Consider the following 25,491-nt stretch of genomic DNA (forward strand, 5'->3'; position numbering starts at 1 on the left):
TTGAATCGACGCATGAAATGATAAAATGACGCATAAATCTCAAATGCGACGCATAAACTTAACCCTTGTCTTTTTTGTGACGCCCTACAACCACGTGAACTCTACACTCCTCCAAATTCCCTTCATTTTCATCAACAAAATGAAAAAATAAAGATAGAATTCCCTCCATTCCAGGTGTAAAATATATGAAAACACACACGCAGGAGGAAACAGCCAACCAAATAAATACCATCGTTATGTCTATTGTTGCAATCGTTTTTCCGGATTGGAAGAGTAAATGAATGTTTCCACCAATGAAAGAATTCAGAATGTTAAAAATACGATAAGAGGTTGATGAATGTTGGCAATGGATACTAATGAAATAGCTGTTAAGGAACAAACGATTTTTCACCATACGGGGAATAAGTTCATGACGGAAGATCGGGAAATTAAGATTATCGCGAAGGTGGAAGAGCCACTGATCCTCGTTCTTGGGAATGTGTTAAGCCATGAAGAGTGTGATGAACTTATTCAGTTGTCAAAGGACCGGATTGAACGCTCAAAAATTGGGAATACCCGTACAGTGGATGAGCTTAGAACGAGTAGCTCTGTGTTCCTTGAAGAGAATGAACATGATGTGGTGACGAGAATTGAAAAGCGAATCTCTCAGATTATGAATATACCGGTCGAGCACGGGGAAGGCCTTCAAATCCTGAATTATAAACCTGGGCAGGAGTACAAGGCCCATTTTGATTTCTTCTCTGCATCGGCACGACCGGTGAAGAATCCGAGAATCAGCACCTTGGTCATGTATTTGAATGATGTGGAAGAAGGCGGGGAAACGTATTTCCCTAAACTGAATTTCTCCGTCTCTCCTCAAAAGGGGATGGCGGTCTACTTCGAATATTTCTATGATAACCAGGATTTGAACGACTTGACGCTTCATGGTGGGGCGCCGGTTGTCATCGGGGATAAATGGGCTGCTACGCAGTGGATGAGAAGAAGAGTGTTTAAATAATATCAAAAAAGGAGGGGCATCGGGGATGCTCCTCCTTTTTTGGCTTGTGAATCTAAACGGCTAGGCTATTCCTTCATAAGGAAGGTGAAACTGAAATTTATCGATTGGAAAAGCATGTTTACTGGCAAATATCCCTACAAAGAAAATTTAAAAAGGTTTTTTCAAACTTTCTTTAGCTTTTGCACCATTTTCATTCCATTCTTTCAATTCTATTTTCCGCCCTATTCATTTAATTGCGTCGAAATCACCCATGATTGCGTCATTTTTGAGGAGAATTGCGTCGTTTTTAGCGGTGATTGCGTCGTTTTCAATCATAATTGCGTCTCCATCCACCATTTATGCGTTTTTTTAAAAAAAGGAAAACCTCTCCCGTGTCATCCTCATAATAAATTTCTTGAAACTTTTCCATCTCCCCACCACTCTAATGAATGACAGGAGGTTAATCAATGGAAGTAAAACTAGTAAAAAAAGCCATCAAAGGGAATGAGAAGGCATTCGAGATGCTTATCCAGCATGAAAGCGAGAAGCTTTACCGAACGGCATTCCTGTATGTGAGAAATAAAGAAGATGCATTAGACGTCGTACAGGAAACGGCTTGCAGGGCATTCACCTCGATATCCCGTTTGAAGAATCCGGAGTATTTCAGCACTTGGCTGATCAGAATTCTAATCCATACCGCTTACAGCTTCCTTAAGAAACAAAACAGATTCATCCTGACGGGGGAAGATTTTCTCGACCATGCTCTCATCGCAGAAGAAACGGATGTAGAGGGAAGGATTGATTTGATTACGGCCATGGCGTCATTGAATCATCACTATCAAACGGTGATTATTTTATTTTACTTTCAGGGGCAATCGATCAAGATGATCTCAGAAACGATGGACACGCCTGAGGGGACGGTCAAGACATATCTTCACAGGGCTAAGCTTGAATTGAGAAAGCTGTTGGAAGGAGTGAATCAGTATGGACAGAAAATGGTTTGAGGAAGAAATGGAAAGCATCGAGGTGCCGAAAGAAGAAGTATTCGAGGCGATTTCAATAGGAATTAAAAAGGGTAGAAAGCAAAAGGTACGAACAAAAATGGTCAAGGTGAGTGCGGCCATCACTACGGCAGTAGCCTCCATGGTTTTCATATCGGGTTTCCTTTTTACTCCAGTGAACAATGCATTGGCGAAACTGCCTGTACTTGGTGGAATATATGAAAAAGTCGGATCTCATGTGGGAAAAGAACTTTATTCAAGCCAGAGAGTCACCGAAGTCAATCAGGCTGCTACTTCAAACGATGTGGCTGTGACGATTACGAGCACCTATTACGACGGAAATATTATCGGGGTGACGTTCCAGGCGAAGGGTGACAATCTTTCCATTGAACATATGGATGAGGGGAACCGTCCAGTGAGTGGCTATAGCTATCACCTCTTTGACGGAAAGGATCAGAATCAATGGGGATCGGGGAGCTCGGGCCTTCAAAAAGATGGGGATGAGTTTGTCGGTTCCATTGAGTTTTATCGTGATGGGCAAGAGTTGCCGGAAAACTTCACCCTTCCATTGACTTTCACTCATATGGCAGACGTGAATGGAAACTGGTCTTTTGATGTACCGGTGAAGCGGATTCCATCTGAAACTATCCAAACAACCGCCAGGACTGAAACACCAGACGGAGAGTTCGAGCTTCAGATGACATCGGTGACGAAGGGGAAAGCCACCACTACACTTGAGTATACGTATACTGTAGAGTCGGTGAAGGATGATCTAAATCTTATTGTGTTCGATGACCTAGGGAACCGGCTTTCGAAATCCAGTGCTGAAATACTTGAGACCAGGTCCATAGATGGAAAGGTTCAAAAGACTGTCAGAGAACTTTTCACGAGTAAACTCAGTGACAAGGCAAATTCGTTGAAAGTCCAGGCAGACATGAACCTGGCGGATGAAGATGGGATCAGTACATTAGCGACGCAACCTCCATTCCAGGTGAAGAGCCCCCGCTTCGGTTATCAGATCACCGTGACAGATATCGAAAATGCAAACGGGAAAGTGACAATCGAATTCACCATCAATCATATTAAAGATAAGCAATTCCAATATGACATGTTAGAGAATATTGCTCAATTCGTTCATGTCATCCCATCAACGGATATTAAGAGAAATGCGGAGGGTGAGTTGGAATATAATGAGATGGTGAACCATATGATTCGAAGTGAGAAAACAAAATCAGTGGATAAAGACACTTTACACTTTCAAACCACTTTTACAATATCTCAAGATAATCGCATAGAAGATTACTCGTTGATTGTGCCATTTGCGACGTTGAGCATGAATGATGCGCCAATCAAAATGAAACCGTTCGAAATAAAACTGGGAAGACAGTGACCAAACAGTTGGATAGATGAATAAGAGAAGAGGATTCTCACATGGGAAAAAAAGAACTGACTTGGTTTATCGGAGGGACTGCTGGACTAATCATAGGTTTTGTCATATGCAAGATATATCAAATATGGGCGATTTTATATGAAGACCAGGGGCTCGCTCTAGAAGGAGTCACGAGCTGGGAAGGGACACCTCTGTGGAAAACAGTAAATGATAATCCCGGGACTGCTCTATTTGTCATCATGGTTTTCTTTTTGATCGTGGGATTATGCTTTTCCTATCTGATATCCCAAAGCAGGGATACCTGATGCCACGGTGACTCCCTTGTGCAAATAGCTTATATTCGATAGAGATTCATACAAACCAATTGACAATATTTTCACTAGAATGGTATAGTAATTCAAACAAAATAATAAATCACTCTCTGATAATAGAGGCGCGAGTATGATGAGTATCTTCTTTGAGAATATTGGATTCCGGGATGAGAAGAGAAAGGCAGATCGCCGAAGCAGAAAATAGCCAATTCTATTTTTTGTTGGGTCAGCATTGAAGAAATGTTGAACTGTCACAATGAAAAAGTTGTGGAGCACTATTGAAGAGATGTTAATACATAATCTTCATCACGTCTCCGTATACTGATGATAAACCGTATGAGCATCGCTTCATACGGTTTTTTGTGTTTTTCCAGAGAGATAAAGGAGATTAAGGGATATGAGTACAGTTGATGTGAACGTTAGTGGAAATCTTGAAATCGGAGGCATGAGCACGGGGGATCTTGTTGAATCCTATGGAACTCCGTTAATGGTCTATGATGAAGGGATGATTCGTGAAAATGCAAGGTTGTTTCGGGAGGCTTTCAAGGAGAGTGAATTGGAATTTCAGGTAGCTTATGCGAGTAAGGCATTTCTTTGTAAAGAGATGGTTCGCTTGGCGGAACAAGAGAATCTATCTCTGGATGTTGTCTCTGGCGGGGAATTGTATACGGCCCTTGAGGCAGGATTTCCAGCGGATCGCATTCATTTTCACGGGAACAATAAGTCGGAAGAAGAGCTTCTCATGGCTCTTGAAGCGGAGATTGGCTGCTTTGTCGTCGATAGTTTCCTGGAGCTTGAACTGCTTCATGACCTTGCCAAGGAACGTGAGCAACAGGTGAAGATCCTGTTAAGAGTCACACCGGGTGTCGAAGCCCATACCCATGAATACATTACGACGGGACAGGAGGATTCGAAATTCGGTTTCAGCATATCGAACGGGCAGGCGGAAACGGCGATTCAATTGGCCATTCGCAAGCCATACTTCTCCTTACTTGGCCTGCATTCTCATATCGGATCCCAGATTTTTGAACGGGAAGGGTTTGATCAGGCGATTCATGTACTGGCAGACTTCCTTCAAAAAATTCGTATCGAGTATGACGTGACGATGCCCGTACTTAACATTGGTGGAGGGTTCGGTGTTCGGTATACAGAAGAAGACCAGCCCCTGCCGATTCCTACGTATGTGAAGGGGATCACGGATAGTGTGAAAACGTATTTCGCGAAGCATGAATATCCATTACCGGAAGTATGGGTGGAGCCGGGCCGAAGCATGGTGGCAGAAGCGGGAACCACTTTATATAAAGTGGGATCGAAGAAAATCATTCCTGATGTCAGAACGTATGTCGCGATTGACGGAGGGATGACAGACAATATCCGTCCTGCCTTGTATCAGGCAAAATACAATGCGGTACTTGCTAACCGTCCGAATGAGGAGTGTACGGAGCTCGTGAGCATTGCCGGGAAGTGCTGCGAATCCGGTGACATGCTGATCTGGGATCTGATGCTGCCGCCGACGAATTACGGTGATATTTTGGCCGTGTTCAGTACAGGGGCCTACGGATATTCAATGGCGAGTAACTATAACCGGATTCCAAGACCAGAAGTGGTTTTTGTGAAAGACGGGGAAGCACGGGTTGTGATTGAGCGTGAGACATATGCGGATCTCGTTCGGAAAGATCGATAAGGAATAGTGAGTGGGATCCTGAAGGGTTCCACCGTGTGGTGAAAAAGGAAAGTAGCTACCTTTACTTGAAGAGCTATTCCATGACCATGCTGAGTTCTAAGTTTGTCGGGACTTTATTGGCGCAGGTGATCTTTATACCGGCGGCTTATTATATTGCCTGGTTTGCTAAATGGATCTGATGCTTAAGAAATCGAGTCAAAATGTGAATTGATTCCTTCATTTTATTTAGAGGAGAGGTGACCATAATGAATCCAGAAATCATCCAATTAGAAGAGAAAAAACTGATCGGAAAATCGAGAACCATGTCTTTAGCAGGCGACACCACGAAAGAACTCTGGCAAAGCTTCATGCCCAACTGGAAGTCTATCCCTCATCGTGTAGATGAAAAATTATATAATATGAAGATATTTGAACCTGGTTTCGATGTGAAGCGATTGACCCCCTCCACTCCGTTTCAAAAATGGGCAGCAGTAGAGGTCGAGGCCTTTGGAGAGGATGTAAAAGGGATGGAGGCACACGAGATAATGGGTGGGTTGTACGCCATGTTCCTACACCACGGTCCCGCAAGCCACTTCCATGAAACCCTTCAATACATATATGATGTATGGATGCCATCTTCAAACTACCAACTAGACGACCGCGAGCACTTCGAACGCTTTGACCAACACTACCACCCAAGAGACCCAAACGCAATTGAAGAAGTATGGATTCCAATCAAGAGAGGGACGGACCTCACATTTTAATAAGAAAACCAAGAGGGACGGGCCTTCATTTGCAAAAATGAAGGTCCGTCCCTCTGCTATAATTGGTTCAATTGGTTGTCGATGGTGTTGAAGTAGTTGATCATGAATGGGTGGAATTGTTTGGCGGTTTTGGTGAAGTGCCTTCGTTTTGACCAGCCGAGTCCGATGGTCCGCTGGCAGGTCGGGTTTTTGATTCTGATTTTATGTGGGAAGGGATTGCGTCTATTCATCCATGATATGGCTGGGATGAAGGCGATTCCGAGTCCCTGTCTGACAAGATCACCGATTACGCCGGGTTCATCCCCTTCAAATGAAATCACAGGGGAGAAGCCGGCTTTCAGACAGAATTCATCGGTTAGGCTCCGTAGTCCATACCCTGTATTCATACTGATGAACGGTTCGTCCTTTACTTCGATCAAATCGATTTCATCTCTGTCCTCAAACCGATGGCCGGGAGGAACAATTAGGAAGATTTCCTCTGTCATCAAGGGCTCCCAAACAATGTCCTCATCTTCCCCCAACGGGATGGAAGAGATGCAGAAATCGATTTCCCCATTTTTTAACTGCTTCTTCATTTCAGTCATAGAGTGGACGAATTGTTGAAACCTGACATGAGGATTGTCTTTCAAGAAAGCCCCGATTAAATCTGGAAGCACTCGAGGAATCGTAACAGCCATTCGGATGGTATGTTCTTCTACCTTCATTCCCTCAAGGATTTCCCTTTTCCCTTCATTGATTTCCATGAATACACGTTCGACCCGATTCAGAAACAGTTTTCCAAAGTGGTTCAATTTAATCTGACGGTTTTGTCTTTCAAATAAAGGGACGCCAAGATCCTCTTCCAAACGGGAGATCGTTTTACTGAGGGAGGGCTGGGCGATTCTCAATTCCTCGGCGGCCCTTGTCATATGTTCCAATCGGGCAACGGTTTGAAAGTAATGCAACTGAAGTAATTCCATGCCATCATTCCTTTTTATAGATTTGAAGCTATGCATATATAACTAATTATGTATTATACATTATCATTATATCCCTTTATGATAAACAAATGTAAATATGTAGGTAAGGGAGTTTCTTATGAAAGCATTCAGGTTAATTTTTCAAGATTTAAAAGCGATGCTCAGCCATAAACATAGAAGAATCGCTCTGGGGTTTCTTCTTTTAGTTCCATTAATATATTCTGGATTGTTCCTTTCAGGCTACTGGAACCCCTATGGGAAGCTAGAGCAACTACCTGTTGCCGTGGTTGATGAAGACCAGGGGGCAATCATGGAGGGTGAACAGGTAGAAGCGGGGAAGGATTTTGTGAAAGAGCTGAAGAGGACAAGGGACCTGAATTTCCAATTTGTCTCTTCCTCTAAGGCGGACGAGGGATTGAAGAATGGCGCGTACTATATGGTCGTGACTATACCCGAGGACTTTTCCGCTAAGGTGAGCACGCTGATGGACGAGAATCCGCAGCCAGCCCAACTGTTATATAAAGACAACCCGGGTAAGAACTTCGTAGCTTCTCAAATCGGTTTAAGTGCTACGGAGAAAATGAAGAACAAACTGTCTGACACCATTTCGAAATCCTATGCGGAGGGGGTGTTCTCAAAGTTCGAGGAACTGGGAGAGGGCTTAACGGAAGCTAGTGAAGGCGCAAGTCGATTACACGAAGGGGTTGCAGATGAGAAAGAGGGAATGGATACTCTTGCAGCTGGTATCAACGACCTGGATGCAGGATCAAACCAGCTTCTATCAGGAAGTGAAAAGCTGTCTTCTAGTGCCAGTTCTCTTGAAAGTGGTCTCCACAACCTTGATTCAAGCTCAGCTCAATTAGCCGGTGGAATGGCGAGTTTATCACAAAAGAGCGGAAAAATGAGTGCGAGTGCCGATCAGTTGACGAACCAAACCAAGCAGCTGGCCGGTTCAGAGAGCAAGTTGCAGCAACAGCAATCGGAAGCGAAATCGACGGCTCAACAACTGCAGAACCGATTAAAAGAATACCAGGCAACACATACAGAGGCGAAGAATGATCCAGAATTCGCGCGGATTCAAGCCTTATCTGAAAAATTATCAACCTCTACAGTGGAGCTTGAAAGCAATCACGCGAAGATTCAGCAAAATGCAGAACAACTGGCTGGAGGACAGAGCAAGCTTAACCAGGGATTCACTCAATTTGCTGACAAACTGAATCAAGTTTCCAGCGGAGCAGCCGAATTAGCGTCGGGAACTTCGACAATCTCTTCAGGATTTGCTGACTGGAACAAGGGATTTAGAACCTTGACTGCTGGAATCGACCGCTTTTCGAATGGAAGTGACAAACTTACTTCAGGGGTTAATAGTTTGAATAATGGCTTGACAGGGCTTGAAACAGGATCTGGTGAATTATCGGTGAAGCTCGCTGATGCAGCAGATGAAACATCAGCCGTTCATCCAACGGACAAGCTGTCATCTATGTTTTCTAATCCTGTTCAACTCGTGAAATCCAATCTTTCTGAGGTACCGAACTATGGAACCGGGATTGCCCCTTATTTCTTATCATTGGCACTATATGTCGGTGGAATCATGGCGGCGAATATTTTGCCCCTTGGCAGAAGGAATGACTTACGGGTGAATGGGACCACTCATTTCATCAATAAACTAGGACTGGTCTGTTCCATTGGATTCATCCAGGCACTAATCGTGGATATTGTCCTTCTATTTGGTTTCCATTTGGAAGTGGTCAATATACCGTTATTTGTCCTCTCGAGTGTCATCGTTTCCTTTACGTTCATGACCTTTATCTTCATGCTGATCACCGTATTCGGATTCGTAGGGAAGTTCCTGGCCGTTACTTTCCTTGTTCTTCAACTGGCGACATGTGGAGGGACATTCCCAAGGGATTTAAATGCACCGATCATGAGGGCGATTGGCGAGAATTTACCGATGGCTCACTCATTAAGCAGCTTCCAGGAAGTCATTACTCTAGGTGACTTTACTCAATTGACACACCAGTTATGGATTCTGTTTGCATACTTGTCTGTAGCAGGCGGAATCGCCTGGTTCACAAGCCATCTTCAGCACTCGAAAACGGTTGAAGTAGCTAACGGATAAAAAAATGCCTGTCTCCCTTTAAAAAGGGGGCAGGCATTTTTTTATTAGGCTCTTTTCACAAAGATTGTTGTTTTCTAAACATAGGAGCTGCTGCCAAGGCTCTGTCTATGAGTGAGTGCGATAGATGGTGAGGGGAACGGCTTCGCTTTCCGGCGGACGAACGGCCAAGCCTCCTCAGCTGCGCTTCCGGGGTCTCGGCACGCCCGTTTTTCCGCAGGAGTCTACGCCGTTCCCCTCACCATCTAAAAGAGATATCGTGACAGAGCTTAATAGTGAAAAAAAACGAATGAAATAATGTCTTCCTATTCAAGCTAAAATCGACCACTTCACACGTTGAAAAATGATGTTTTCTAGAAATGTTTGGTATTAGATTCATCATCATGCTTAGAAAGTTGATTGTAGCGGAAGGTGCTCGACTCCTGCGGGAATTGCGGGAAAGTTGAGACCCCGCAGGGCAAAGCCTGAGGAGGCTCAACTCACGCCCCGCGGAAAGCGAGCACCTGCAGCGGAAATCAACCACCACTCGCTACCTTAAACAGCAACAAAGTTTACGAAAAGAGCTTTTTATTAAGATAAAGCATCGGTCACATATTTTTGTGTAGCAGTCTGGTAAAACCCAGCCTGTACCGTGAGCACCGATACGATCATAACATTCAGTACGATGTTGAGGTTCTCTTCCTTAATCCCGTCAAAGGAGGATAACATGGCCTTGCATTCATGATGAAGAAACTGATCAATCAATTCATTGACAGAACCTTGGGCAGAAGTCTTCATTACGGGCAATGGCCGGTGATGAATCTGATCAAAAACGGATGCATAAGCAAGATAAAGATCTGTGGGATTGACGATGTCATCCGTACGATCATCAATGTTGTTGAACACAAGCGTCAAGATCTTCCGGATCGATTCGAAATCCAATGTCGCCTTGAGGTCTTCGACGATGAACAACATAGCAGCTTGTTCCACGGTGTATTTCTTACCGAGCTGAGGGGATCCGATCAATCCTCTAACATCCCGCTTCACCCAGTTCTGTACGGTGCTTTGGGGGAAGTTAGTGAATTCGATCAAGTTGCCCAGGGAGACGATTTCATTGAGGGAAAAACCGCATTCACCTTTAGTGGGCTTGAGGAGCTTTTGAATAATCGGAGGCATGTCATTCTTTTTATCTGAAACCGTCCACGCTTCCTGAAGCACATCGATTGGGGATATGTCATTTGATGCGTTCAGTGAGAGCAGGAAGTCGGCCATATTCTTTCGTGTCAGATTAAACGTTTTCATCGTGAATACCCCGTCTCTTTTGCAAATATCTTCTTCTATACTACTGGTTCGACAGGGTCACGTCAATTTCACCTTTGACTTGTATTTTATCAAAAAAGGATTTATAATAGGTTCATATACAGGTTCATATGAACTTGAAATAGGAGTGGAGAGACAAGATGGGAAAACGTATATTTTACTTCCTTTTAACGAACGTATTAGTATTACTGACAATAAGTATCATTTTTTCAATCACAGGAGCCGGGAATTACATCACTGCTTCAGGTGGACTTGATTTAGGGGCACTACTGGTATTCAGTGCAATTATCGGTTTCTCTGGATCGTTCATTTCACTCGCCATGTCACGCTGGATGGCGAAGAAGATGATGGGTGTCCGAGTGGTAGATCCGAATGGAGCGTTGTCTTCTGAGGAGCAAACCGTTGTCGAGAAGGTTCATCGCTTATCAAGAGCGGCAGGTCTCACGCATATGCCTGAAGTGGGGATCTATCAATCTCCTGAAGTAAATGCCTTCGCGACTGGTCCTTCGAAGAAGCGGTCACTGGTAGCCGTTTCAACTGGACTGCTTCGTGAAATGGATGATGATGCGGTTGAAGGCGTCATCGCCCATGAGATTGCTCACATAGCGAACGGAGATATGGTGACAATGACCCTGCTGCAAGGTGTGGTCAATACATTCGTTGTCTTCCTGGCAAGAATCGCCGCTTGGATTGCATCACGTTTTGCAAGGGAAGAGATGGCACCGATCGTGCATTTCATTGCTGTGATCGTGTTCCAAATCGTCTTCTCGATCCTTGGAAGTCTGGTTGTCTTTGCTTATTCACGCCATCGTGAGTATCATGCAGACCGCGGTGGAGCGGATCTTGCAGGTAAGGATAAAATGGTCCATGCCCTTCGCATGTTGAAAGGTTATACAAGCCGCATGAAGGGTGAAGATGACACGGCCATTTCCACATTGAAAATTAATGGAAAAAGAAAATCCGCGATGTTTTCGACGCACCCTGATTTAGATGATCGGATCAGTCGTTTAGAAGCGAAATAATAGAATGAAAAGGTGCCTGACCCCGGAATGGGGGTCAGGCACCTTTTTTAGTGTGTGGAAGAGATCTGAGTTTAAAGATGAAAATCTTATTGAAAAAATTGATTCATAGCATTCATTATTTTATAGGAGACTTCTTTTAGTATAGATCCGACCAACTCTTTTCCCCCCTGCCGTGACCATTTGTCCAAGCAGTGAATATTTTACTAGTAGAAGGGGTGATAGGTTAGATGGCAAAAGCTAGTGAATTATTAATTGCTTTAGACGATGGTCATGGAATCGGGACAGCTGGTAAACGGACACCTTTTATTAAGTCGATTGGCAGGCAGATCCATGAAAATGAGTTCAATGAGAAAGTGACGTTATATTTGAAAGCGGAACTTGAGAGGTGTGGATTCAGGACGCTGCTTACAGCTCCTACAGATGAAGATACACCTCTGAAAGCACGCACGGGTATCGCTAATTCCATGGGGGCGCATGCACTGGTTTCAAACCACTATAATGCATTCGATGGGAAATTCGATGGTCCTGGTAAGGATTCGGAAGGTCATTCACTTCATATCTACTTTAATGATGTGAATGATAGAAGGCTGGCTGAAGCGATTGCGAAATACTTGAGACAGGGCACGAAACAAGTGTACCGAGGCATTATTGAGCAGAATCTTCATATGACGAGGGAGTTCAATGGCCCTGCTGTTCTTGTGGAGAATGGCTTCATGGATAATGAGAGAGAAGCGTTGCTCATGATCAATGAGGATTTCCAGCGGGAAACCGCCAGGGAACAAGCGAGGGGAATCTGTGATTTCTTCGGCGTCCCATATGTAGCTGCAACAAGTGGTGGGAACGTGGTCATTCCTCCTAAAACGGATGTGAAAGATGTATCGACCAGTGAAAACTTCACCGGTAAACGAGTGGAGAGCATTTACAAGGGTAGTGAAGGTTTGGACTTTTACAGTCGACCGACATTTAATGACGCCTTCCGTGCAGGGATCTTGAAGTATCAATATGGGTTCCCCACCATCTTAAGGAAATTAAAGGTAGAAGGGGCCTATATGTATGAGGTCAAGAACTCAAGGGGACATGTGTATTATGTAACGGCAGCTCCGGAATTTGTGAGGGTGGAAGGAATCAGCCAATCCTCTGGTGGACAAGTATCCCCATCCACTTCGAATTCATCATCAGGCGGTCCGATAGCGGTCGGGAAGATCAGTATTATAGGTGTAGCGGATGCTGCCATCATACAAGATCGACCAGATCGTTTAAATTCTAAAGATTTAGGCACAATCGCAAAGGGCAGGACCATTGAGGTCACCGGATCCGTCCGTGGGAACAATAGTAGTTCAGGATATTGGGAGGTTATTTATAACGGAAAGAGAGCATATATTACTGGAGAATTTGGCCGGTATCAATCCTATTAATCTTCTATGGTGATCTTTGGAGGTCCGTCCCTCGAATTCGAGGGACGGACCTCCATTTTGATTCTTGGCCACAATTGGTCTCTTAGTTTACTGATAGAAGGTAATTGTCCACAACACTCAGTTGCATTCCCCCTCCATTTTTAATAAAGTATAGAGTTAGAGAGCATGTTGAAGGAGGATTCAGAAATTGACGAATACCAAACCAGAAACAATGGTTGTGACTATAGAAGAGTTAGATCGAAAGGGTTCGGGACAGGCTGTGACCTGGCGTGAGAATGAACTTGGGAATCCGAAGAAATTAAGGCTGACGTTGCCGCAGACTCTTCCAGGTGAAAAGGTTCGTGTGACGGTTGATCAGCCGGACCGAAGAAGAAGAAAAGCGGTGCCGGATGAAATTCTGGAAGCCCACCCAGAAAGAACAGCGCCTCCATGTCCACACTTTGAACGTTGTGGAGGATGTGTTTGGCAGCATTGGGACTACGAAGGGCAGTTGAAGCAAAAGACAGGTCATGTGAAGGATGCCCTAATAGAGCAAGGTTTTGATCCGAACTTGGTCCAGGATACGATGGGAATGGAAGAGCCTTGGCGTTATCGTAATAAGATGGAATTTACGTTTTCACCGGAAGGAGCTCTTGGGCTGCATGAACAAGGAAATTTCCGCAAGATCATTTCACTTGAAACATGCTTGATCGCGAGCGAACAGATGGTAGAAGCCGCAATGGAAGTAGCCGATTGGGTGAAGGATCATCATCTATCCGGATACAATAAGGACAAGCACGAAGGCTTACTACGGCACTTAATGGTACGTCAATCGTTTGCGACTGGTGAATTAATGCTCGCATTGTTTGCAACGGAAGCACCGGGAGCTCATGAAGAAGCCGTGGATGATTTAATGAAGCGGATAGAGAAGAATTTCCCACATGTGAAGAGCTTACTATGGCTCGAAAACACAGCATGGGCAGACCGTACTCAAGCAGAAGAAATTCATCTTCTTGCCGGCCGCGACTTTATCTATGATGAAATGGACGGCTATCGATTCCGTCTCTGGTTTGATACGTTTTTCCAAACGAATCCGACACAGGCACAGAAACTCGTGGACTTGGCGATTGAAATGGGACAGCCGAAGGAAACAGAAAAAATGATCGACCTTTTCTGTGGAGTGGGAACATTCTCTCTTCCATTTGCGAGCAGAGTCGGTGAACTTGCCGGCATAGAAATCGTCGAGAGTTCGATTGAATCAGCAAAGAGAAATGCGGATGATAATGGCATTTCGAATACAACATTCCTCGCTAAGGATGCGAGAAAAGGAATCGACGAGATGCTGGAGAGCTTTGGTCACCCACAGCTATTGATGCTTGATCCACCACGTTCGGGTGCAGGAGGAAAGGTGATGAGACGGATTGGGAGAGCTCAACCGGAGCGTATTGTGTACGTATCTTGTAACCCTGATACCTTTGCGACGGATGTCAAGGAGCTGGAACCATTTGGCTACACGCTCGATGGGGTTCAACCTGTGGATCTGTTTCCTCATACCGTGCATGTTGAATGTGTAGCAACATTAACCTTAAACAAATAACCGGGACGAAAGGGATAGATTTGTTGTCCTGCTTGAAAATACCTGACTCATATGGAGTCGGGTATTTTTGTTGTTTAGGTTATTTCAACATGTGAGGGACGGACCTTGAAATACAGGTCCGTCCCTCAAACAATTTATTTCACTGGTCTGGATTTTTTCGGGATATTGGTTAGGTTCCACTTGACACCAATCCCGCTGGCGTCGGTGGTGTTTACAATTGGTGCTACCTTGATCATCCCGGATACGGTGTTTTCGTTATGCTCGAAATCAAAATAGCCGATGTTGGGGGCGATGTCTTCCCCCCAGAACCCATAGATTTCCTGAACCTTTGATTTTTGGATGGCAGGATTGAAGATGACTTCCAGCTTATAGCGTTTGTCTGGATTGAGGCGTTTTACTTTTATTCGGAACTTCCCATTTTTATCTACGATTCCTGTGCTTTCTGTAACGTATTCTTCACCTTCTTGACCTTGCCAGTTGATGACCCTTCCGTAATTTTCAAAGTCTCCGTAATCTTTAAGGCCGGCAAACATGATGGCATCTTCGGGGAGGTTACTTTGTCCTTCAACGATTAGTTCTTTTTCTTCAAGCAGGACCGTCCCTGTAAGCTCAATCCTGACTCCGTCTGGGACGAGCTTCTCTTGTGGGAGTTCTGACACCATTTCAACACGGCATCCAGTTAGGAACAAAAGGGTAACCATTAGTGTACAGATAATCCGGTATCTCAATGGAATCCCTCCTTTGAACGCTTGGAAAAGGTGAATGGATCTGTCAAGGACGCCTCAGGTGCAGGTTTGTCAGTGACATTATTCGTTTGTTGAGCAGGAAGCGCGTCTTCTAGCAACACCTCTTTTAAATACCTAGTCACTTCATTCATACAAAAAATAGACACAGCAAAAAAAGCAAGGGGCGTCAGAACGAGCCAAGTATGAAGAAAGACCATTTGGATATTGATGCTCATCGTCGCCGCCCATTCGTTTGTATAGGAGAAGTACTCAGGTATATGTTCCATAATCCCGAACTCCTCTGTTTTCAAACCTCCCAAACAGATATGAAGGACCCCGAGTTGAATAAGGAGATAAAGGGTCTGAGAAATTTGTTCTGAAAACATGACAAGAGCGTGGCGACTGAACTGCGGACGCAGATGCCTTTTAATAATATAGAATCTTGATGCCCCGATTTGTTTGGATACAGATACGAAATCATTCTTTAGGTACTCCTTCATTTCCTCGCCGATATACATTCCCAATGACGGGATCACGATGATGGCGATCACCAGTACCTCAATGACCAGAAATCGAAAGGAAAACATTGCCCCAGCCTCGAAGGCAAGCTGCAAGGGGGTAAGGAGAACAAATGCGATGATGGCTAGGGGGATGAAGTTAAACGTATCACCAATTCCCTTGATCATCTGTCTCGCCCAAGCAGGAAGGAATGCGTAGATAATCCCGAATGCAAACCCACCGATCATACGGAGGAGTGCAATAGCGATAGCCGATAGAAGCGTATATTTTGCACCGGCTAGTAGCAAGTAGAATAGATTTCGACCGAGTTTATCACTTCCTAGAGGTTTCATTTCCTCCATAGTATAAGGGGGATCAGAGATAATCCTTCCTGCGTCATCTTTTAAATACCGTGGCCCCGGCTCGAGAAGTTCAGGATAGACGACAGGCACGATAAAGCTTGCTGCGATCGTAATAAAGAGAAGACTCAATGGTAGCCAAAGCCTCAATGATCGAACTATGCTCATGAACTGACCTCCTCTCCGGACAACCATTTTTTCAATACAATAGCTCCTAATGTAAATACGATGAAGAATGGTATGTAAATCATCAACATTCCGATGAAGAAAGCACTTGGTGTATTGCTTGATACGTCCAATAGCACATTCATAAACCCATGGATATTAAATAGGATCTCAATGATCAACAAATTCGAGAGCATGAGCAGAAAAATCGGTTTGATATGGTAATAAAAGTGTATCCACACATTTCGGAATAAATGAACCCATATGGTATACGCCTTTGAGAAACCCTTTGAATAGGAGTATTCTACATAAGGTTTTTCCTCTTCCTCCCGAAGTTGGAATAAGAAGTGCTTGGTCAAAAAGGCAATCGGCATGATTGCAAGACAAATAATCGGAAGCAAATAGATCTTCTCATCTCCAAGGGTGTAAATATCAAACAAGAGGATATTGGTTCTCTTGAAAAACCAGACGATAAATAACTGGATAAACACGATGATGAGAACGTCAGGGAGGGAATCCAGCGAATCCAGCAAACGGAAGCAGATTCGATATACTCTTTTCGGAAGAAGCATAAAAATATAGCTTACAAAGGAAGACGCAACGGCAGCCAGTATGAAAGCAAGAAGCAAGAGTGAGAACGAGTAGCCGAACAGCTGAAAAAACAATGGATAAAGCGGATAGCTTTTGTAGTCTGGTGGGTCCCCAATTTTAATGATAATGGAACCTGGTTGAAAAATTTCACGTCCGATTTCCTGCAGAGTCTGAAGATATTTCCCCAGCATGATGACCAATTCACTGTCGTATGCAAGCAATGATCCTGCTCCGCTAAAAAGGAATAAACCGATACATGTAAGCAAAAATTGAATCGGAAGTCCGATCAAGTTGAATCTTCTCAGTAGAAGCACCTCCACCATCTTTTACGACCATTATAACGACTTATTACAAAAATTTCAAAATAATTTTAATTTTTACAATAATGTTAATTAACTAGGTTTAACCAATTGTATAGTATTCAATATCGTGGAAAAACCTATCAGTATGAAATGAGCGTGATACATATGAGAGGGTGGTTGGATGAAAGACGAGCATTTATTGACCCAGACGGTGGCACATCAGCAGCATAAGAAAAGAAAGAAAAAAGAAGGAACCAAGCTCAGCTGGTGGCAACTTTCCCTAATCGGCATCGGATCCGTCATCGGTGCCGGATTCTTCCTTGGAACAGGACTATCAATCAAGACGGCGGGTCCATCCATTCTGATTGACTATTGTATCGCCGGTGTGACGGCTTATTTTGTGTTTAGCGCTCTAGCGGAAATGATTACGAATGATCCTCAAAAAGGAACATTCCGGATCTACGCGAGGAAAGCGTTCGGCCATTCATTCGGATTCGTCTCCGGATGGATGTACTGGTTGTCAGGAATCCTGATCATGTCCAGTGAAATCGTAGCGTTATCGACGTTCACTCAATTTTGGTTTCCCTATATCCCGTTATGGATCTTTTCTATCGTCTATGCCATTCTTGGTTTTGGGATCAATCTTCTCGGTGCAAGCAATTTTGGGAAAATTGAGTCGGTTTTTGCTGTGATTAAATTATCCACCTTGCTAATTTTCATCGTGTTTGGTGCGCTCCTTATGTTTCACGTTATCACTCCTTCAGAACTCGCTTCCGCCAAGAATGCAGGCATTTCACCCTTCATGCCGGAAGGAATCAAAGGGACTTGGGCTGCGCTGATTTTTGTGTTTTTCTCCTTCGGTGGAATTGCGGTCCTCGGTATTGCCTCCAATGAATTGAGGGAGAAAAAAGATGTCCCTAAAGCCGGGAAAGGGACATTATTTTCACTGGTGACGGTGTATGTTTTATCCCTGTTTTTTGTCATGAGTATGGTGTCCTGGACTAAAATCAATGAAAAGGAAAGTCCGTTTGTTACGGCGCTGTCAGCTTATCATATCCCGTTCCTTGATTCGATCTTCAACATCATTATTATCAGTGCTGCCTTCTCTACGATGGTCGGTGCTTTATTTTCGATCACGAATGTGATGATTTCCCTGGCGGTCGATGGGGATGCGCCTAAAGGATTCGCTGAGAAAAATGACAGGGGAGTGGCAGTGAAATCCCTGATGATCACAGCGGTAGGACTTGGGATATCCATCCTATTTTCATTCCTTCTTCCCAATGACGTGTATGAATACATCACTACTGCAGCAGGTGTCATGCTGATTCTGAACTGGGTGATCATCCTTGTCTCCCACATTAAGCTGCATCCTTCCTACGATGATTTGAATGGAAAGTTCAAAATGTTTGGTTATCCCTACACATCATACATTGGAATCGGTCTGATCCTCCTGGCAATTTCAGGTGCTATGATTCATCCCAATCAGCGTGTCGGGTTGTACATTTCAGTAGCATTGATCCTTGTGATTTATCTCTCTTATTGGGGAGTTTTCCGCAGTGGCCATAAAGGACAATAGAGTAGAAGAGCGTTATAATGAAAGTAACATTAAGAAGAACTTTACAAAAAATCATAGGCAGTCTATGGTTTTTTGTTTTTATTTAAAGAAAAGAAGGAGATGAAGATAATGGAAAATAAAACAGGTTGGAATTTCGAAAACAGCTATACCAAACTTCCAGATTCTTTTTTCACTAGACAGGATCCGACTCCAGTGCGTTCACCTAAGCTGGTTGTTTTGAATGAAGAGGTGGCTGAGTCGCTTGGTCTGAATGTTGAGAAACTGGGAGCAGGGGTCCTATCGGGTAATGACATCCCTAAAGGTGCTGAACCCATTGCCGAAGCCTACGCAGGGCACCAGTTCGGCCATTTTAATATGCTGGGGGACGGACGTGCGATTCTGGTCGGGGAACAAATCACACCAAGTGGAGAACGATTCGATATTCAATTAAAGGGCGGAGGTAGCACCCCATACTCCCGGGGTGGGGACGGCCGCGCAGGTCTTGGGCCGATGCTCAGAGAACATATCATCAGTGAAGGGATGCACGGACTTGGAATCCCGACGACACGGAGTCTAGCAGTGGTGACGACAGGTGAGACAATCTTCCGGGAAACGGAACTGGAGGGGGCGATCCTGACACGGGTGGCAGCTAGTCACATTCGTGTCGGTACGTTTCAATTTGCCTCCCGATTCGGGAGCGTAGAGGACCTTCGTGCTCTTCTTGACTATGCTTTGGAGCGTCACTATCCTGAGGGTATAGGTGCACCGAACCGCTATCTTTATCTTCTTCAACAAGTTATTAAACGTCAGGCCGCTCTCATCGCCAAGTGGCAAATGGTAGGTTTCATCCATGGGGTCATGAACACGGATAATATGACAATCGGAGGGGAAACGATCGACTATGGTCCTTGTGCCTTCATGGACTCATATGACCCGCAAACGGTCTTCAGTTCCATTGATAGGGAGGGAAGATATGCATACGGCAATCAGCCTCAGATTGCAGGCTGGAACCTTGCCCGATTTGCCGAAAGCCTTCTTCCGATCCTTCACGATGAACAGGAAGAATCTCTGAAGCTTGCGCAAGATACGGTTATGGAATTTCCGAAGTTATATGAATCTCATTGGCTGGACGGTATGAGAAGAAAGCTTGGATTATTCAATCAAGAGGAGGGAGACCGATCTCTTGCTGAAGAATTGCTCGACTTGATGAAAATCAATCAGGCAGACTATACAAATACATTCCGGAGCATGACCATCGGCAATGAAGATTCTCCTCTTTTCAAAACGCCTGAATTTGCTGTGTGGAAAGAACGTTGGAATGAAAGAAAGAGCAGGCAGGATGAAACTCAGGAAGCCTCACAACAACTGATGAAGAGCAGCAATCCGTCTGTCATTCCCCGGAACCACAGAGTGGAAGAAGCGCTGACGGCTGCGGTTGAAGAGAATGATTTCAGTGTGATGGAGCGACTTGTCGATGTGACGAAGGATCCATATGCCTATTTAGGGGAACATGAAGAGTACTGTAAGCTGCCAGAGCCATCTGACCGGCCATATCGGACGTTTTGTGGTACGTGATGATTTTTGCTATAGATATGGATGCGTGGTGAATCCTTGGGTAGACTACCGATTAAATGAATCAGATAGTGGAAAGGTGAGGAACGAATGAAGGCTGTTCAAGTTACTGGATATGGAGATATCGATAAGCTGGAATTAGTAGAAATTCCAATCCCCACGCCCGATCGTGATGAAGTCCTTGTTAAAGTAAAGGCTTGTGCCATCAATAATACTGAAATATGGATGAGAGAAGGGGCTTATGGGAAAGGGGAGAAGTCAGGATGGCGCCCTGAAGGTGTTCATTTTCCTAGAATTCCCGGTTCGGATATTACGGGGGAAATCGTTGAAGTCGGGTGTGATGTTTCTAACACGAGGATAGGGAAGGATGTTGTTCTCTTTCCTTTTACGTCAACTGGCAAGGCAGGTTGTGAACATATCTCTGAGGACATGTCCTTTATTGGATCTGAATATGATGGCGGGTATGCCGAATACGTCGTTTGGCCGTCTGAACTCTGTTATGATATGCCTCTTTCCACATATGAAGAGAGTGCTGTGTTTTCAGTAAGTGGTTTGACGGCATGGCATATGGTTGAACAAATCGGGGCTAAGCCTGACGAAACGATTGTCGTGACCGGTGCCAATGGTGGTGTGGGGTCATTGAATGTTCAAATTGCTTCCAATGTATTTGGGTCAACGGTGATTGCTCTTGTAGGCGATATGCACTTAGAAGATAAATTGAAAACATTAGGCGCTACCCACGTATTATCCTATAAGTCGGATACTCTGGTAGAAGACATTTTAAAAGTGAATGGTGGTCCTGTCGACTCGGTGTTAGATGTCGTGGGGGATGCGCTTTTTTCAGCATCCCTTCAAGTATTGAAAAAAGGTGGCAAGTTCTGCATATCCGGATCTGCTGGTGGACAGAAAACCGAACTCGATTTTAGAACCCTCTATTTAAAGCATATTACGTTTTATGGCTCCGTCTTAGGTACTAGAACAGAGTTCAAACGTATGCTTGGCGCGATCTCTGCCGGGAAAATCAAACCGGTAATAGATTGCAGCTATCCACTTAAAAAGGCGGGGGAAGCACAAACGCATTTTAAAAAGTCAGGAAAACTGGGTAAGGTTCTCCTCCTACCCTAAGAAAAAGGTTTTTAGCACATCACAGGTTTTGGAAAAGCTCAGAGTATTACGACTCTGAGCTTTTTTTAATTGTGTTGAATAGGATTAAAGGAAATACCGATGTTCGGGCGAACTATACATATATAGATTGTAAAGGGGGCGGTTTATTATGGTGAACAATCGAATCGTACGACACCCAATTAGCAGGAGACTAAAATCGTAAAGGGGTTTTCAACGTGAACCAAGCATTGCTCGTCATTGATGTTCAGCAGGAATTAGTAGAGGGAAATGAAAAGGAACAAGCCGTCTTTCAAAAAGAAAACCTGATCGAGACCATTAACAAGGTCAGTGACAAGGCTAAGGAAGCAGATGCACACATTGTTTTCATAAGGGATAAGGATGTGGCAGGTGGAACCGGTGATGGATTTCAGGTTCACAGGGATTTGAAAGTTCCAGATCAAGCCGTCGTATTTGATAAGCTGGCGACCAATTCGTTTTACGGGACGCCGTTACTTTCTTACTTGAAAGAAAATAAAGTGGAGCATATCGTGATCGCAGGATGTCAGACTGAGTATTGCATTGATACAGCTGTCCGCTATGCAACAGTAAGCGGGTTCGACGTCACCCTCGTTGCGGACGGTCATTCGACAAAAGATTCGACGGCATTAAAGGCGGAACAAATTATCGCCCATCATAATGTTGCGCTGAGAGGTCATTATAATGTAGACCATTTCTCGGATGTAAGACCATCAGATGAGGATTTGTTTCATCCGAAGCATGATGAGTATCGAAAGGAATATGGAATGTAAAGGGCCTAAGTCCATTTTATCAGTGTAAGAGCTGGTGGAATGGGCTTTTATTTAGGGATAGGCACCTTGATCCATGTATTAGCGCCATGGGATATCGATGATTAATCTTCCTTTAAGAAGTGGACAAACCCTGAACCTATAAGACATTTTCAGAAGGCATTTTTATGAAAAAAAACAGATTTGTTACCCCGGGACGCGGAACCTGTCCCCAGCTCCCAGATATGCTATAGTAATAGCATATCTGGGAGAATTCCCGTCTTTCTTTAACGATAAAAAGGGAGGAAATAGGATAATGTTTGAATTGGTTCAGGTAGTACGAGAAAAAAATCCATTAGTACATAATATTACGAACGTTGTGGTCACGAATTTTACGGCCAATGGTTTATTGGCCATAGGTGCATCTCCAGTGATGGCTTATGCGAAGGAAGAAGTGGGGGATATGGCGAAGTTGGCCGGGGCCTTGGTACTTAATATTGGAACCTTATCCACAGAAATCATCGAAAGCATGATCATCGCTGGAAAAGCCGCCAATGAGAAGGGGATACCTGTAGTATTGGACCCGGTTGGGGCAGGGGCAACCGTTTTTCGTACCGACATGGCAAGGAAAATCCTCAGTGAAGTAAACATCTCGATCTTAAGAGGAAATGCAGCGGAAGTGGCTAACGTTGCAGGAGAGCAATGGGCTATCAAAGGGGTTGATGGTGGTTCAGGGGGGAGAGACACGGTGGAGTTAGCACAAAACGTGGCGGGACAATTTGATTGTACAGTTGTCATAACCGGGAAAACCGATGTCATCTCGAAGCGGCAAGTAACCTATAAAGTAGCGAATGGTCATCCGATCTTAACGAAGGTAACCGGTACGGGCTGTTTATTATCTTCGGTCATCGGTGCGTTTGCAGCCATTGAGGAAGATCCATTGAAAGCTTGTGTAACAGCAGTTGCTGTTTATGGTATAGCAGCAGAAAAAGCAGCTAGTGTCACATCTGAAAAGGGTCCGGGAAGTTTTCAAATTGAATTCATCGATCAGCTCTCCACGATTTGTAAAGAAGATGATGCACTTGCAAAAATAGAGAGAATATAAAGGGTAAGGGTGATTGAAACATGACGGTACATAAGGCATTGACGATAGCAGGTTCAGATAGTGGCGGAGGAGCCGGCATTCAGGCAGATTTAAAAACATTCCAAGAGCTTGGTTCGTATGGAATGTCGGTTGTTACTGCAGTAACGGCACAAAATACATTAGGTGTTCATGGTGTGTATCCTGTTTCAATAGAAGGAATTGTGAAGCAAATGGATGCAATAGGTCAAGACCTGGAACCCCATGCATTAAAAACAGGTATGCTGCACTCTGGTGAAGTTATTATAGCAGTCAGTGAGAGAATCCATCATTATGGGTGGAAGAATCTTGTGGTGGATCCTGTCATGATTGCAAAAGGAGGAGCCAAGCTTTTACAAGATGAAGCAGTGATTGCCTTAAAAGAACAATTAATACCACTTGCTGCTGTCATTACACCGAATCTACCAGAAGCGGAAGTCATCACCGGGATAAAGATTAATACGCTTGACGATCGTAAAGACGCAGCAAAGATTCTCATCGAAATGGGTGCAAAATCAGTGGTTATCAAAGGTGGACACGCCAATGACGATCAAGTGATCGACCTATTTTATGACGGAGAATCATTTGAGGAGATGATTTCGCCAAGAATCGATACACGTCACACCCACGGGACAGGCTGTACCTTTTCGGCTGCAGTCGCCGCTCAGTTGGCCAATGGAGTAGACACAAAGGAAGCAGTCATGTCAGGGAAAGCGTTTATCAGGGCTGCCATTGAAAATCCGCTTGGAATTGGAAATGGTCACGGTCCGACAAATCATTGGGCTTACAATAAGAAGACTATGGGTGAAAGTAAATGAATGATAATCGCCAGCAAGTAGAAGATTTTCTTACTCTTTATTTTATCATGGGAAGCACGAACTGCCTGAAAGATCCTGTTTATGTGTTAGAGCAGGCAATTGAAGGAGGGATTACCCTCTTTCAATTCCGGGAAAAAGGAGTGGGTTCCTTAGAAGGACCCGAAAAGATGAAACTCGCTGAAAAACTGCAGAAAGTTTGTAAAGACGCTGAGATCCCTTTTATCGTAAATGACGATGTGGAATTAGCTTTAGCCATCGATGCTGATGGCATTCATGTTGGTCAGGAAGATGAAAGGGCGAGTGAGGTGAAAGCGAAGATTGGAGATAAATGGCTTGGCGTTTCAACTCATACACTGGCTGAAGCGCAGCAAGCAGTCGTCGACGGAGCCGATTACTTAGGACTTGGTCCCATCTATCCCACCATATCTAAAGACGATACAGCAAAGATTCATGGATTAGAAATCATCAAAAGCTTTCGAAACAACAATATCCTGATACCAATTGTGGGAATTGGAGGCATTGGTTCATCGAATGCAATGGAAGTCATTGAGGCAGGTGCGAATGGAATCTCCTTAATCTCCGCCATAGCTGGTGCTGAAGATAGTAGAAGAGCGGCGAGGGAATTGAAGAGAGCTGTCACTTGTAAATAAGGAAGATAGGGTCTGACCCCAACACATATATGTGCTGAGGGACAGACCCTATTTGACATTCTAAAAAATACCAATTAAAATATGAATAGGTTCATAAATGAACTCGTTCATTTTTTAGGAGGAACACCAATATGGCAGGATTACGTGAAGATAAAAAACGGCAAACACAACAGAATATTATGGAAGCGGCGAAACATATCTTTTCTTTGAATGGCTACCAACAGGCACAAATGGCTGAAATTGCAAAGGATGCCGGGGTTGGAACAGGAACCATTTATAATTATTTTCCTTCTAAGGGGGCATTGCTTCTCCGAATTTTCACCGAAGAAGCAGAGGAGATGAAGGGCTCACTAGGTGACCCATACAATGATGAAGGTGATTTAGTACAGAGTGTGATTGGAGCCATGCACGGTTTTGCAGAGTTTTTTCAGCATTATCCGAAATCGTTTTGGCGTGAACTTTTTCACGTGATGACGGAGGAAGTGGAGGAAAGTATCCGCTTGCGGCAAGGGTTGTTTGGAATCGATGAAGAGATGATGAAGTGGGTCATGTTTATGATTGAAAGCCATTCAGATTGTTTTCTCGTCAAGGTCGATCCCCAGGAAGCGGCGTATGCAATTTATAGCGCAGCCATGTCGGATACCATGTTCTACATGTATAACGAAGCCATGAGTCACGAGGAATATAAGGAACAGCTATCGAGGCATATCCGCTTTATATTCGCAGGGAAAATGAAACCGGGAAAGAAGGAATGA

25 protein-coding genes and 1 riboswitch are annotated in these 25,491 nt (G+C 44.2%); of the genes, 20 read left to right on the forward strand and 5 right to left on the reverse strand.

Annotated features, from left to right (window positions below):
- The first annotated feature begins 346 nt into the window (after positions 1-346).
- The 7 genes from FGG79_RS14550 (at position 347) to FGG79_RS14580 (ending at position 6,105) form a co-directional block, all read left to right on the forward strand.
- Positions 347-997, forward strand: a complete 651-nt coding sequence (locus FGG79_RS14550; protein WP_138779828.1) for a 2OG-Fe(II) oxygenase — start codon at positions 347-349, stop codon at positions 995-997.
- A 446-nt stretch (positions 998-1,443) separates the two neighbouring features.
- The gene (locus tag FGG79_RS14555; protein ID WP_138779541.1) at positions 1,444-1,980 is read left to right on the forward strand and encodes a sigma-70 family RNA polymerase sigma factor; all 537 of its coding nucleotides are present in this window, start codon (positions 1,444-1,446) and stop codon (positions 1,978-1,980) included.
- On the forward strand, positions 1,961-3,367 hold the full coding sequence (locus tag FGG79_RS14560; RefSeq protein ID WP_138779543.1) for a DUF4179 domain-containing protein: 1,407 nt from the start codon (positions 1,961-1,963) through the stop codon (positions 3,365-3,367). The genes FGG79_RS14555 and FGG79_RS14560 overlap by 20 nt, the downstream gene beginning before the upstream one ends.
- Positions 3,368-3,408: 41 nt before the next feature.
- Positions 3,409-3,672: a hypothetical protein gene (locus tag FGG79_RS14565; protein ID WP_138779545.1), complete on the forward strand. Its 264-nt coding sequence runs from the start codon at positions 3,409-3,411 to the stop codon at positions 3,670-3,672.
- Positions 3,673-3,787: 115 nt separating this feature from the next.
- A riboswitch (Lysine riboswitch) is annotated at positions 3,788-3,964 on the forward strand.
- 111 nt (positions 3,965-4,075) lie between these two features.
- Positions 4,076-5,362, forward strand: a complete 1,287-nt coding sequence (gene lysA, locus FGG79_RS14570) for a diaminopimelate decarboxylase (protein WP_138779547.1) — start codon at positions 4,076-4,078, stop codon at positions 5,360-5,362.
- A 35-nt stretch (positions 5,363-5,397) separates the two neighbouring features.
- Positions 5,398-5,541: a lipid II flippase family protein gene (locus FGG79_RS14575; RefSeq protein ID WP_481747281.1), complete on the forward strand. Its 144-nt coding sequence runs from the start codon at positions 5,398-5,400 to the stop codon at positions 5,539-5,541.
- 66 nt (positions 5,542-5,607) lie between these two features.
- On the forward strand, positions 5,608-6,105 hold the full coding sequence (locus FGG79_RS14580) for a GyrI-like domain-containing protein (protein WP_138779551.1): 498 nt from the start codon (positions 5,608-5,610) through the stop codon (positions 6,103-6,105).
- Between the two features lie 56 nt (positions 6,106-6,161).
- Here the strand turns inward: FGG79_RS14580 and FGG79_RS14585 are convergent, their stop codons facing one another.
- Entirely contained in the window at positions 6,162-7,064 is a 903-nt protein-coding gene (locus tag FGG79_RS14585) for a LysR family transcriptional regulator (protein WP_138779552.1), read from the reverse strand.
- A 118-nt stretch (positions 7,065-7,182) separates the two neighbouring features.
- Here FGG79_RS14585 and FGG79_RS14590 point away from each other — a divergent pair, with 118 nt between their 5' ends.
- Both FGG79_RS14590 and FGG79_RS21860 read left to right on the forward strand, forming a co-directional pair.
- Positions 7,183-9,183 carry a YhgE/Pip domain-containing protein gene (locus FGG79_RS14590; protein WP_138779554.1) on the forward strand — a complete coding sequence of 667 codons (2,001 nt, stop codon included), beginning with the start codon at positions 7,183-7,185 and terminating at the stop codon, positions 9,181-9,183.
- A 124-nt stretch (positions 9,184-9,307) separates the two neighbouring features.
- Positions 9,308-9,478 carry a hypothetical protein gene (locus FGG79_RS21860; protein WP_171050949.1) on the forward strand — a complete coding sequence of 57 codons (171 nt, stop codon included), beginning with the start codon at positions 9,308-9,310 and terminating at the stop codon, positions 9,476-9,478.
- Between the two features lie 272 nt (positions 9,479-9,750).
- Here the strand turns inward: FGG79_RS21860 and FGG79_RS14595 are convergent, their stop codons facing one another.
- Positions 9,751-10,461: a DUF1836 domain-containing protein gene (locus FGG79_RS14595; RefSeq protein WP_138779556.1), complete on the reverse strand. Its 711-nt coding sequence runs from the start codon at positions 10,459-10,461 to the stop codon at positions 9,751-9,753.
- 158 nt (positions 10,462-10,619) lie between these two features.
- Here FGG79_RS14595 and htpX point away from each other — a divergent pair, with 158 nt between their 5' ends.
- From htpX to rlmD, 3 genes are all read left to right on the forward strand, one after another.
- Positions 10,620-11,501, forward strand: a complete 882-nt coding sequence (htpX, locus tag FGG79_RS14600; RefSeq protein ID WP_138779558.1) for a protease HtpX — start codon at positions 10,620-10,622, stop codon at positions 11,499-11,501.
- A gap of 227 nt (positions 11,502-11,728) precedes the next feature.
- Complete coding sequence (locus tag FGG79_RS14605; RefSeq protein WP_138779560.1) at positions 11,729-12,916, forward strand: N-acetylmuramoyl-L-alanine amidase family protein; 1,188 nt, start codon at positions 11,729-11,731, stop codon at positions 12,914-12,916.
- A gap of 211 nt (positions 12,917-13,127) precedes the next feature.
- Complete coding sequence (rlmD, locus tag FGG79_RS14610; RefSeq protein WP_481747287.1) at positions 13,128-14,492, forward strand: 23S rRNA (uracil(1939)-C(5))-methyltransferase RlmD; 1,365 nt, start codon at positions 13,128-13,130, stop codon at positions 14,490-14,492.
- A 134-nt stretch (positions 14,493-14,626) separates the two neighbouring features.
- On the opposite strand, the gene FGG79_RS14615 is transcribed toward rlmD, so the two are convergent.
- The 3 genes from FGG79_RS14615 to FGG79_RS14625 are packed head-to-tail and all read right to left on the reverse strand — an operon-like array spanning position 14,627 to position 17,153.
- Positions 14,627-15,220: a hypothetical protein gene (locus FGG79_RS14615; RefSeq protein WP_138779564.1), complete on the reverse strand. Its 594-nt coding sequence runs from the start codon at positions 15,218-15,220 to the stop codon at positions 14,627-14,629.
- Entirely contained in the window at positions 15,217-16,242 is a 1,026-nt protein-coding gene (locus FGG79_RS14620; protein ID WP_171050950.1) for an ABC transporter permease subunit, read from the reverse strand. The genes FGG79_RS14615 and FGG79_RS14620 overlap by 4 nt, the downstream gene beginning before the upstream one ends.
- Positions 16,239-17,153, reverse strand: coding sequence for an ABC transporter permease subunit (locus FGG79_RS14625; RefSeq protein WP_138779568.1), 915 nt, complete (start codon positions 17,151-17,153; stop codon positions 16,239-16,241). The genes FGG79_RS14620 and FGG79_RS14625 overlap by 4 nt, the downstream gene beginning before the upstream one ends.
- A 160-nt stretch (positions 17,154-17,313) precedes the next feature.
- On the opposite strand from FGG79_RS14625, the gene FGG79_RS14630 reads away from it, so the two are divergent.
- From FGG79_RS14630 to FGG79_RS14665, 8 genes are all read left to right on the forward strand, one after another.
- Entirely contained in the window at positions 17,314-18,708 is a 1,395-nt protein-coding gene (locus FGG79_RS14630; RefSeq protein WP_138779570.1) for an amino acid permease, read from the forward strand.
- A gap of 99 nt (positions 18,709-18,807) precedes the next feature.
- Entirely contained in the window at positions 18,808-20,262 is a 1,455-nt protein-coding gene (locus FGG79_RS14635) for a protein adenylyltransferase SelO (RefSeq protein ID WP_138779573.1), read from the forward strand.
- Positions 20,263-20,349: 87 nt separating this feature from the next.
- Complete coding sequence (locus FGG79_RS14640; protein ID WP_138779575.1) at positions 20,350-21,384, forward strand: zinc-binding dehydrogenase; 1,035 nt, start codon at positions 20,350-20,352, stop codon at positions 21,382-21,384.
- 215 nt (positions 21,385-21,599) lie between these two features.
- Complete coding sequence (locus FGG79_RS14645) at positions 21,600-22,172, forward strand: cysteine hydrolase family protein (protein ID WP_138779576.1); 573 nt, start codon at positions 21,600-21,602, stop codon at positions 22,170-22,172.
- A gap of 292 nt (positions 22,173-22,464) precedes the next feature.
- Positions 22,465-23,253 (forward strand): hydroxyethylthiazole kinase, encoded by a 789-nt coding sequence (gene thiM, locus FGG79_RS14650; protein ID WP_138779578.1) that lies wholly within the window; start codon positions 22,465-22,467, stop codon positions 23,251-23,253.
- A gap of 20 nt (positions 23,254-23,273) precedes the next feature.
- A complete protein-coding gene (gene thiD / locus FGG79_RS14655) occupies positions 23,274-24,086 on the forward strand; it encodes a bifunctional hydroxymethylpyrimidine kinase/phosphomethylpyrimidine kinase (RefSeq protein ID WP_138779580.1) in 813 nt (270 codons plus the stop codon).
- Positions 24,083-24,736, forward strand: a complete 654-nt coding sequence (thiE, locus tag FGG79_RS14660) for a thiamine phosphate synthase (RefSeq protein WP_138779582.1) — start codon at positions 24,083-24,085, stop codon at positions 24,734-24,736. Before thiD ends, thiE begins: the two co-directional genes overlap by 4 nt.
- Positions 24,737-24,867: 131 nt before the next feature.
- Positions 24,868-25,491, forward strand: coding sequence for a TetR/AcrR family transcriptional regulator (locus tag FGG79_RS14665; protein ID WP_138779584.1), 624 nt, complete (start codon positions 24,868-24,870; stop codon positions 25,489-25,491).

It is taken from the genome of Bacillus sp. BHET2 (assembly GCF_005938125.1).
Taxonomy (GTDB): domain Bacteria; phylum Bacillota; class Bacilli; order Bacillales; family Bacillaceae_B; genus Rossellomorea.

Excerpts from the sequence above, each read along its gene's own strand:
- thiE (WP_138779582.1), top strand. The coding sequence starts at position 24,083 with ATGAATGATAATCGCCAGCAAGTAGAAGATTTTCTTACTCTTTATTTT.
- FGG79_RS14555 (WP_138779541.1), top strand. The coding sequence starts at position 1,444 with ATGGAAGTAAAACTAGTAAAAAAAGCCATCAAAGGGAATGAGAAGGCA.
- FGG79_RS14580 (WP_138779551.1), top strand. The coding sequence starts at position 5,608 with ATGAATCCAGAAATCATCCAATTAGAAGAGAAAAAACTGATCGGAAAA.
- FGG79_RS14590 (WP_138779554.1), top strand. The coding sequence starts at position 7,183 with ATGAAAGCATTCAGGTTAATTTTTCAAGATTTAAAAGCGATGCTCAGC.
- FGG79_RS14665 (WP_138779584.1), top strand. The coding sequence starts at position 24,868 with ATGGCAGGATTACGTGAAGATAAAAAACGGCAAACACAACAGAATATT.
- FGG79_RS14585 (WP_138779552.1), bottom strand. The coding sequence starts at position 7,064 with ATGGAATTACTTCAGTTGCATTACTTTCAAACCGTTGCCCGATTGGAA.
- lysA (WP_138779547.1), top strand. The coding sequence starts at position 4,076 with ATGAGTACAGTTGATGTGAACGTTAGTGGAAATCTTGAAATCGGAGGC.
- FGG79_RS14605 (WP_138779560.1), top strand. The coding sequence starts at position 11,729 with ATGGCAAAAGCTAGTGAATTATTAATTGCTTTAGACGATGGTCATGGA.
- FGG79_RS14635 (WP_138779573.1), top strand. The coding sequence starts at position 18,808 with ATGAAGATAATGGAAAATAAAACAGGTTGGAATTTCGAAAACAGCTAT.
- FGG79_RS21860 (WP_171050949.1), top strand. The coding sequence starts at position 9,308 with ATGGTGAGGGGAACGGCTTCGCTTTCCGGCGGACGAACGGCCAAGCCT.
- FGG79_RS14565 (WP_138779545.1), top strand. The coding sequence starts at position 3,409 with ATGGGAAAAAAAGAACTGACTTGGTTTATCGGAGGGACTGCTGGACTA.
- FGG79_RS14640 (WP_138779575.1), top strand. The coding sequence starts at position 20,350 with ATGAAGGCTGTTCAAGTTACTGGATATGGAGATATCGATAAGCTGGAA.
- FGG79_RS14560 (WP_138779543.1), top strand. The coding sequence starts at position 1,961 with ATGGACAGAAAATGGTTTGAGGAAGAAATGGAAAGCATCGAGGTGCCG.
- rlmD (WP_481747287.1), top strand. The coding sequence starts at position 13,128 with ATGGTTGTGACTATAGAAGAGTTAGATCGAAAGGGTTCGGGACAGGCT.
- thiM (WP_138779578.1), top strand. The coding sequence starts at position 22,465 with ATGTTTGAATTGGTTCAGGTAGTACGAGAAAAAAATCCATTAGTACAT.
- thiD (WP_138779580.1), top strand. The coding sequence starts at position 23,274 with ATGACGGTACATAAGGCATTGACGATAGCAGGTTCAGATAGTGGCGGA.
- FGG79_RS14595 (WP_138779556.1), bottom strand. The coding sequence starts at position 10,461 with ATGAAAACGTTTAATCTGACACGAAAGAATATGGCCGACTTCCTGCTC.
- FGG79_RS14630 (WP_138779570.1), top strand. The coding sequence starts at position 17,314 with ATGAAAGACGAGCATTTATTGACCCAGACGGTGGCACATCAGCAGCAT.
- FGG79_RS14625 (WP_138779568.1), bottom strand. The coding sequence starts at position 17,153 with ATGGTGGAGGTGCTTCTACTGAGAAGATTCAACTTGATCGGACTTCCG.
- FGG79_RS14550 (WP_138779828.1), top strand. The coding sequence starts at position 347 with ATGGATACTAATGAAATAGCTGTTAAGGAACAAACGATTTTTCACCAT.
- htpX (WP_138779558.1), top strand. The coding sequence starts at position 10,620 with ATGGGAAAACGTATATTTTACTTCCTTTTAACGAACGTATTAGTATTA.
- FGG79_RS14620 (WP_171050950.1), bottom strand. The coding sequence starts at position 16,242 with ATGAGCATAGTTCGATCATTGAGGCTTTGGCTACCATTGAGTCTTCTC.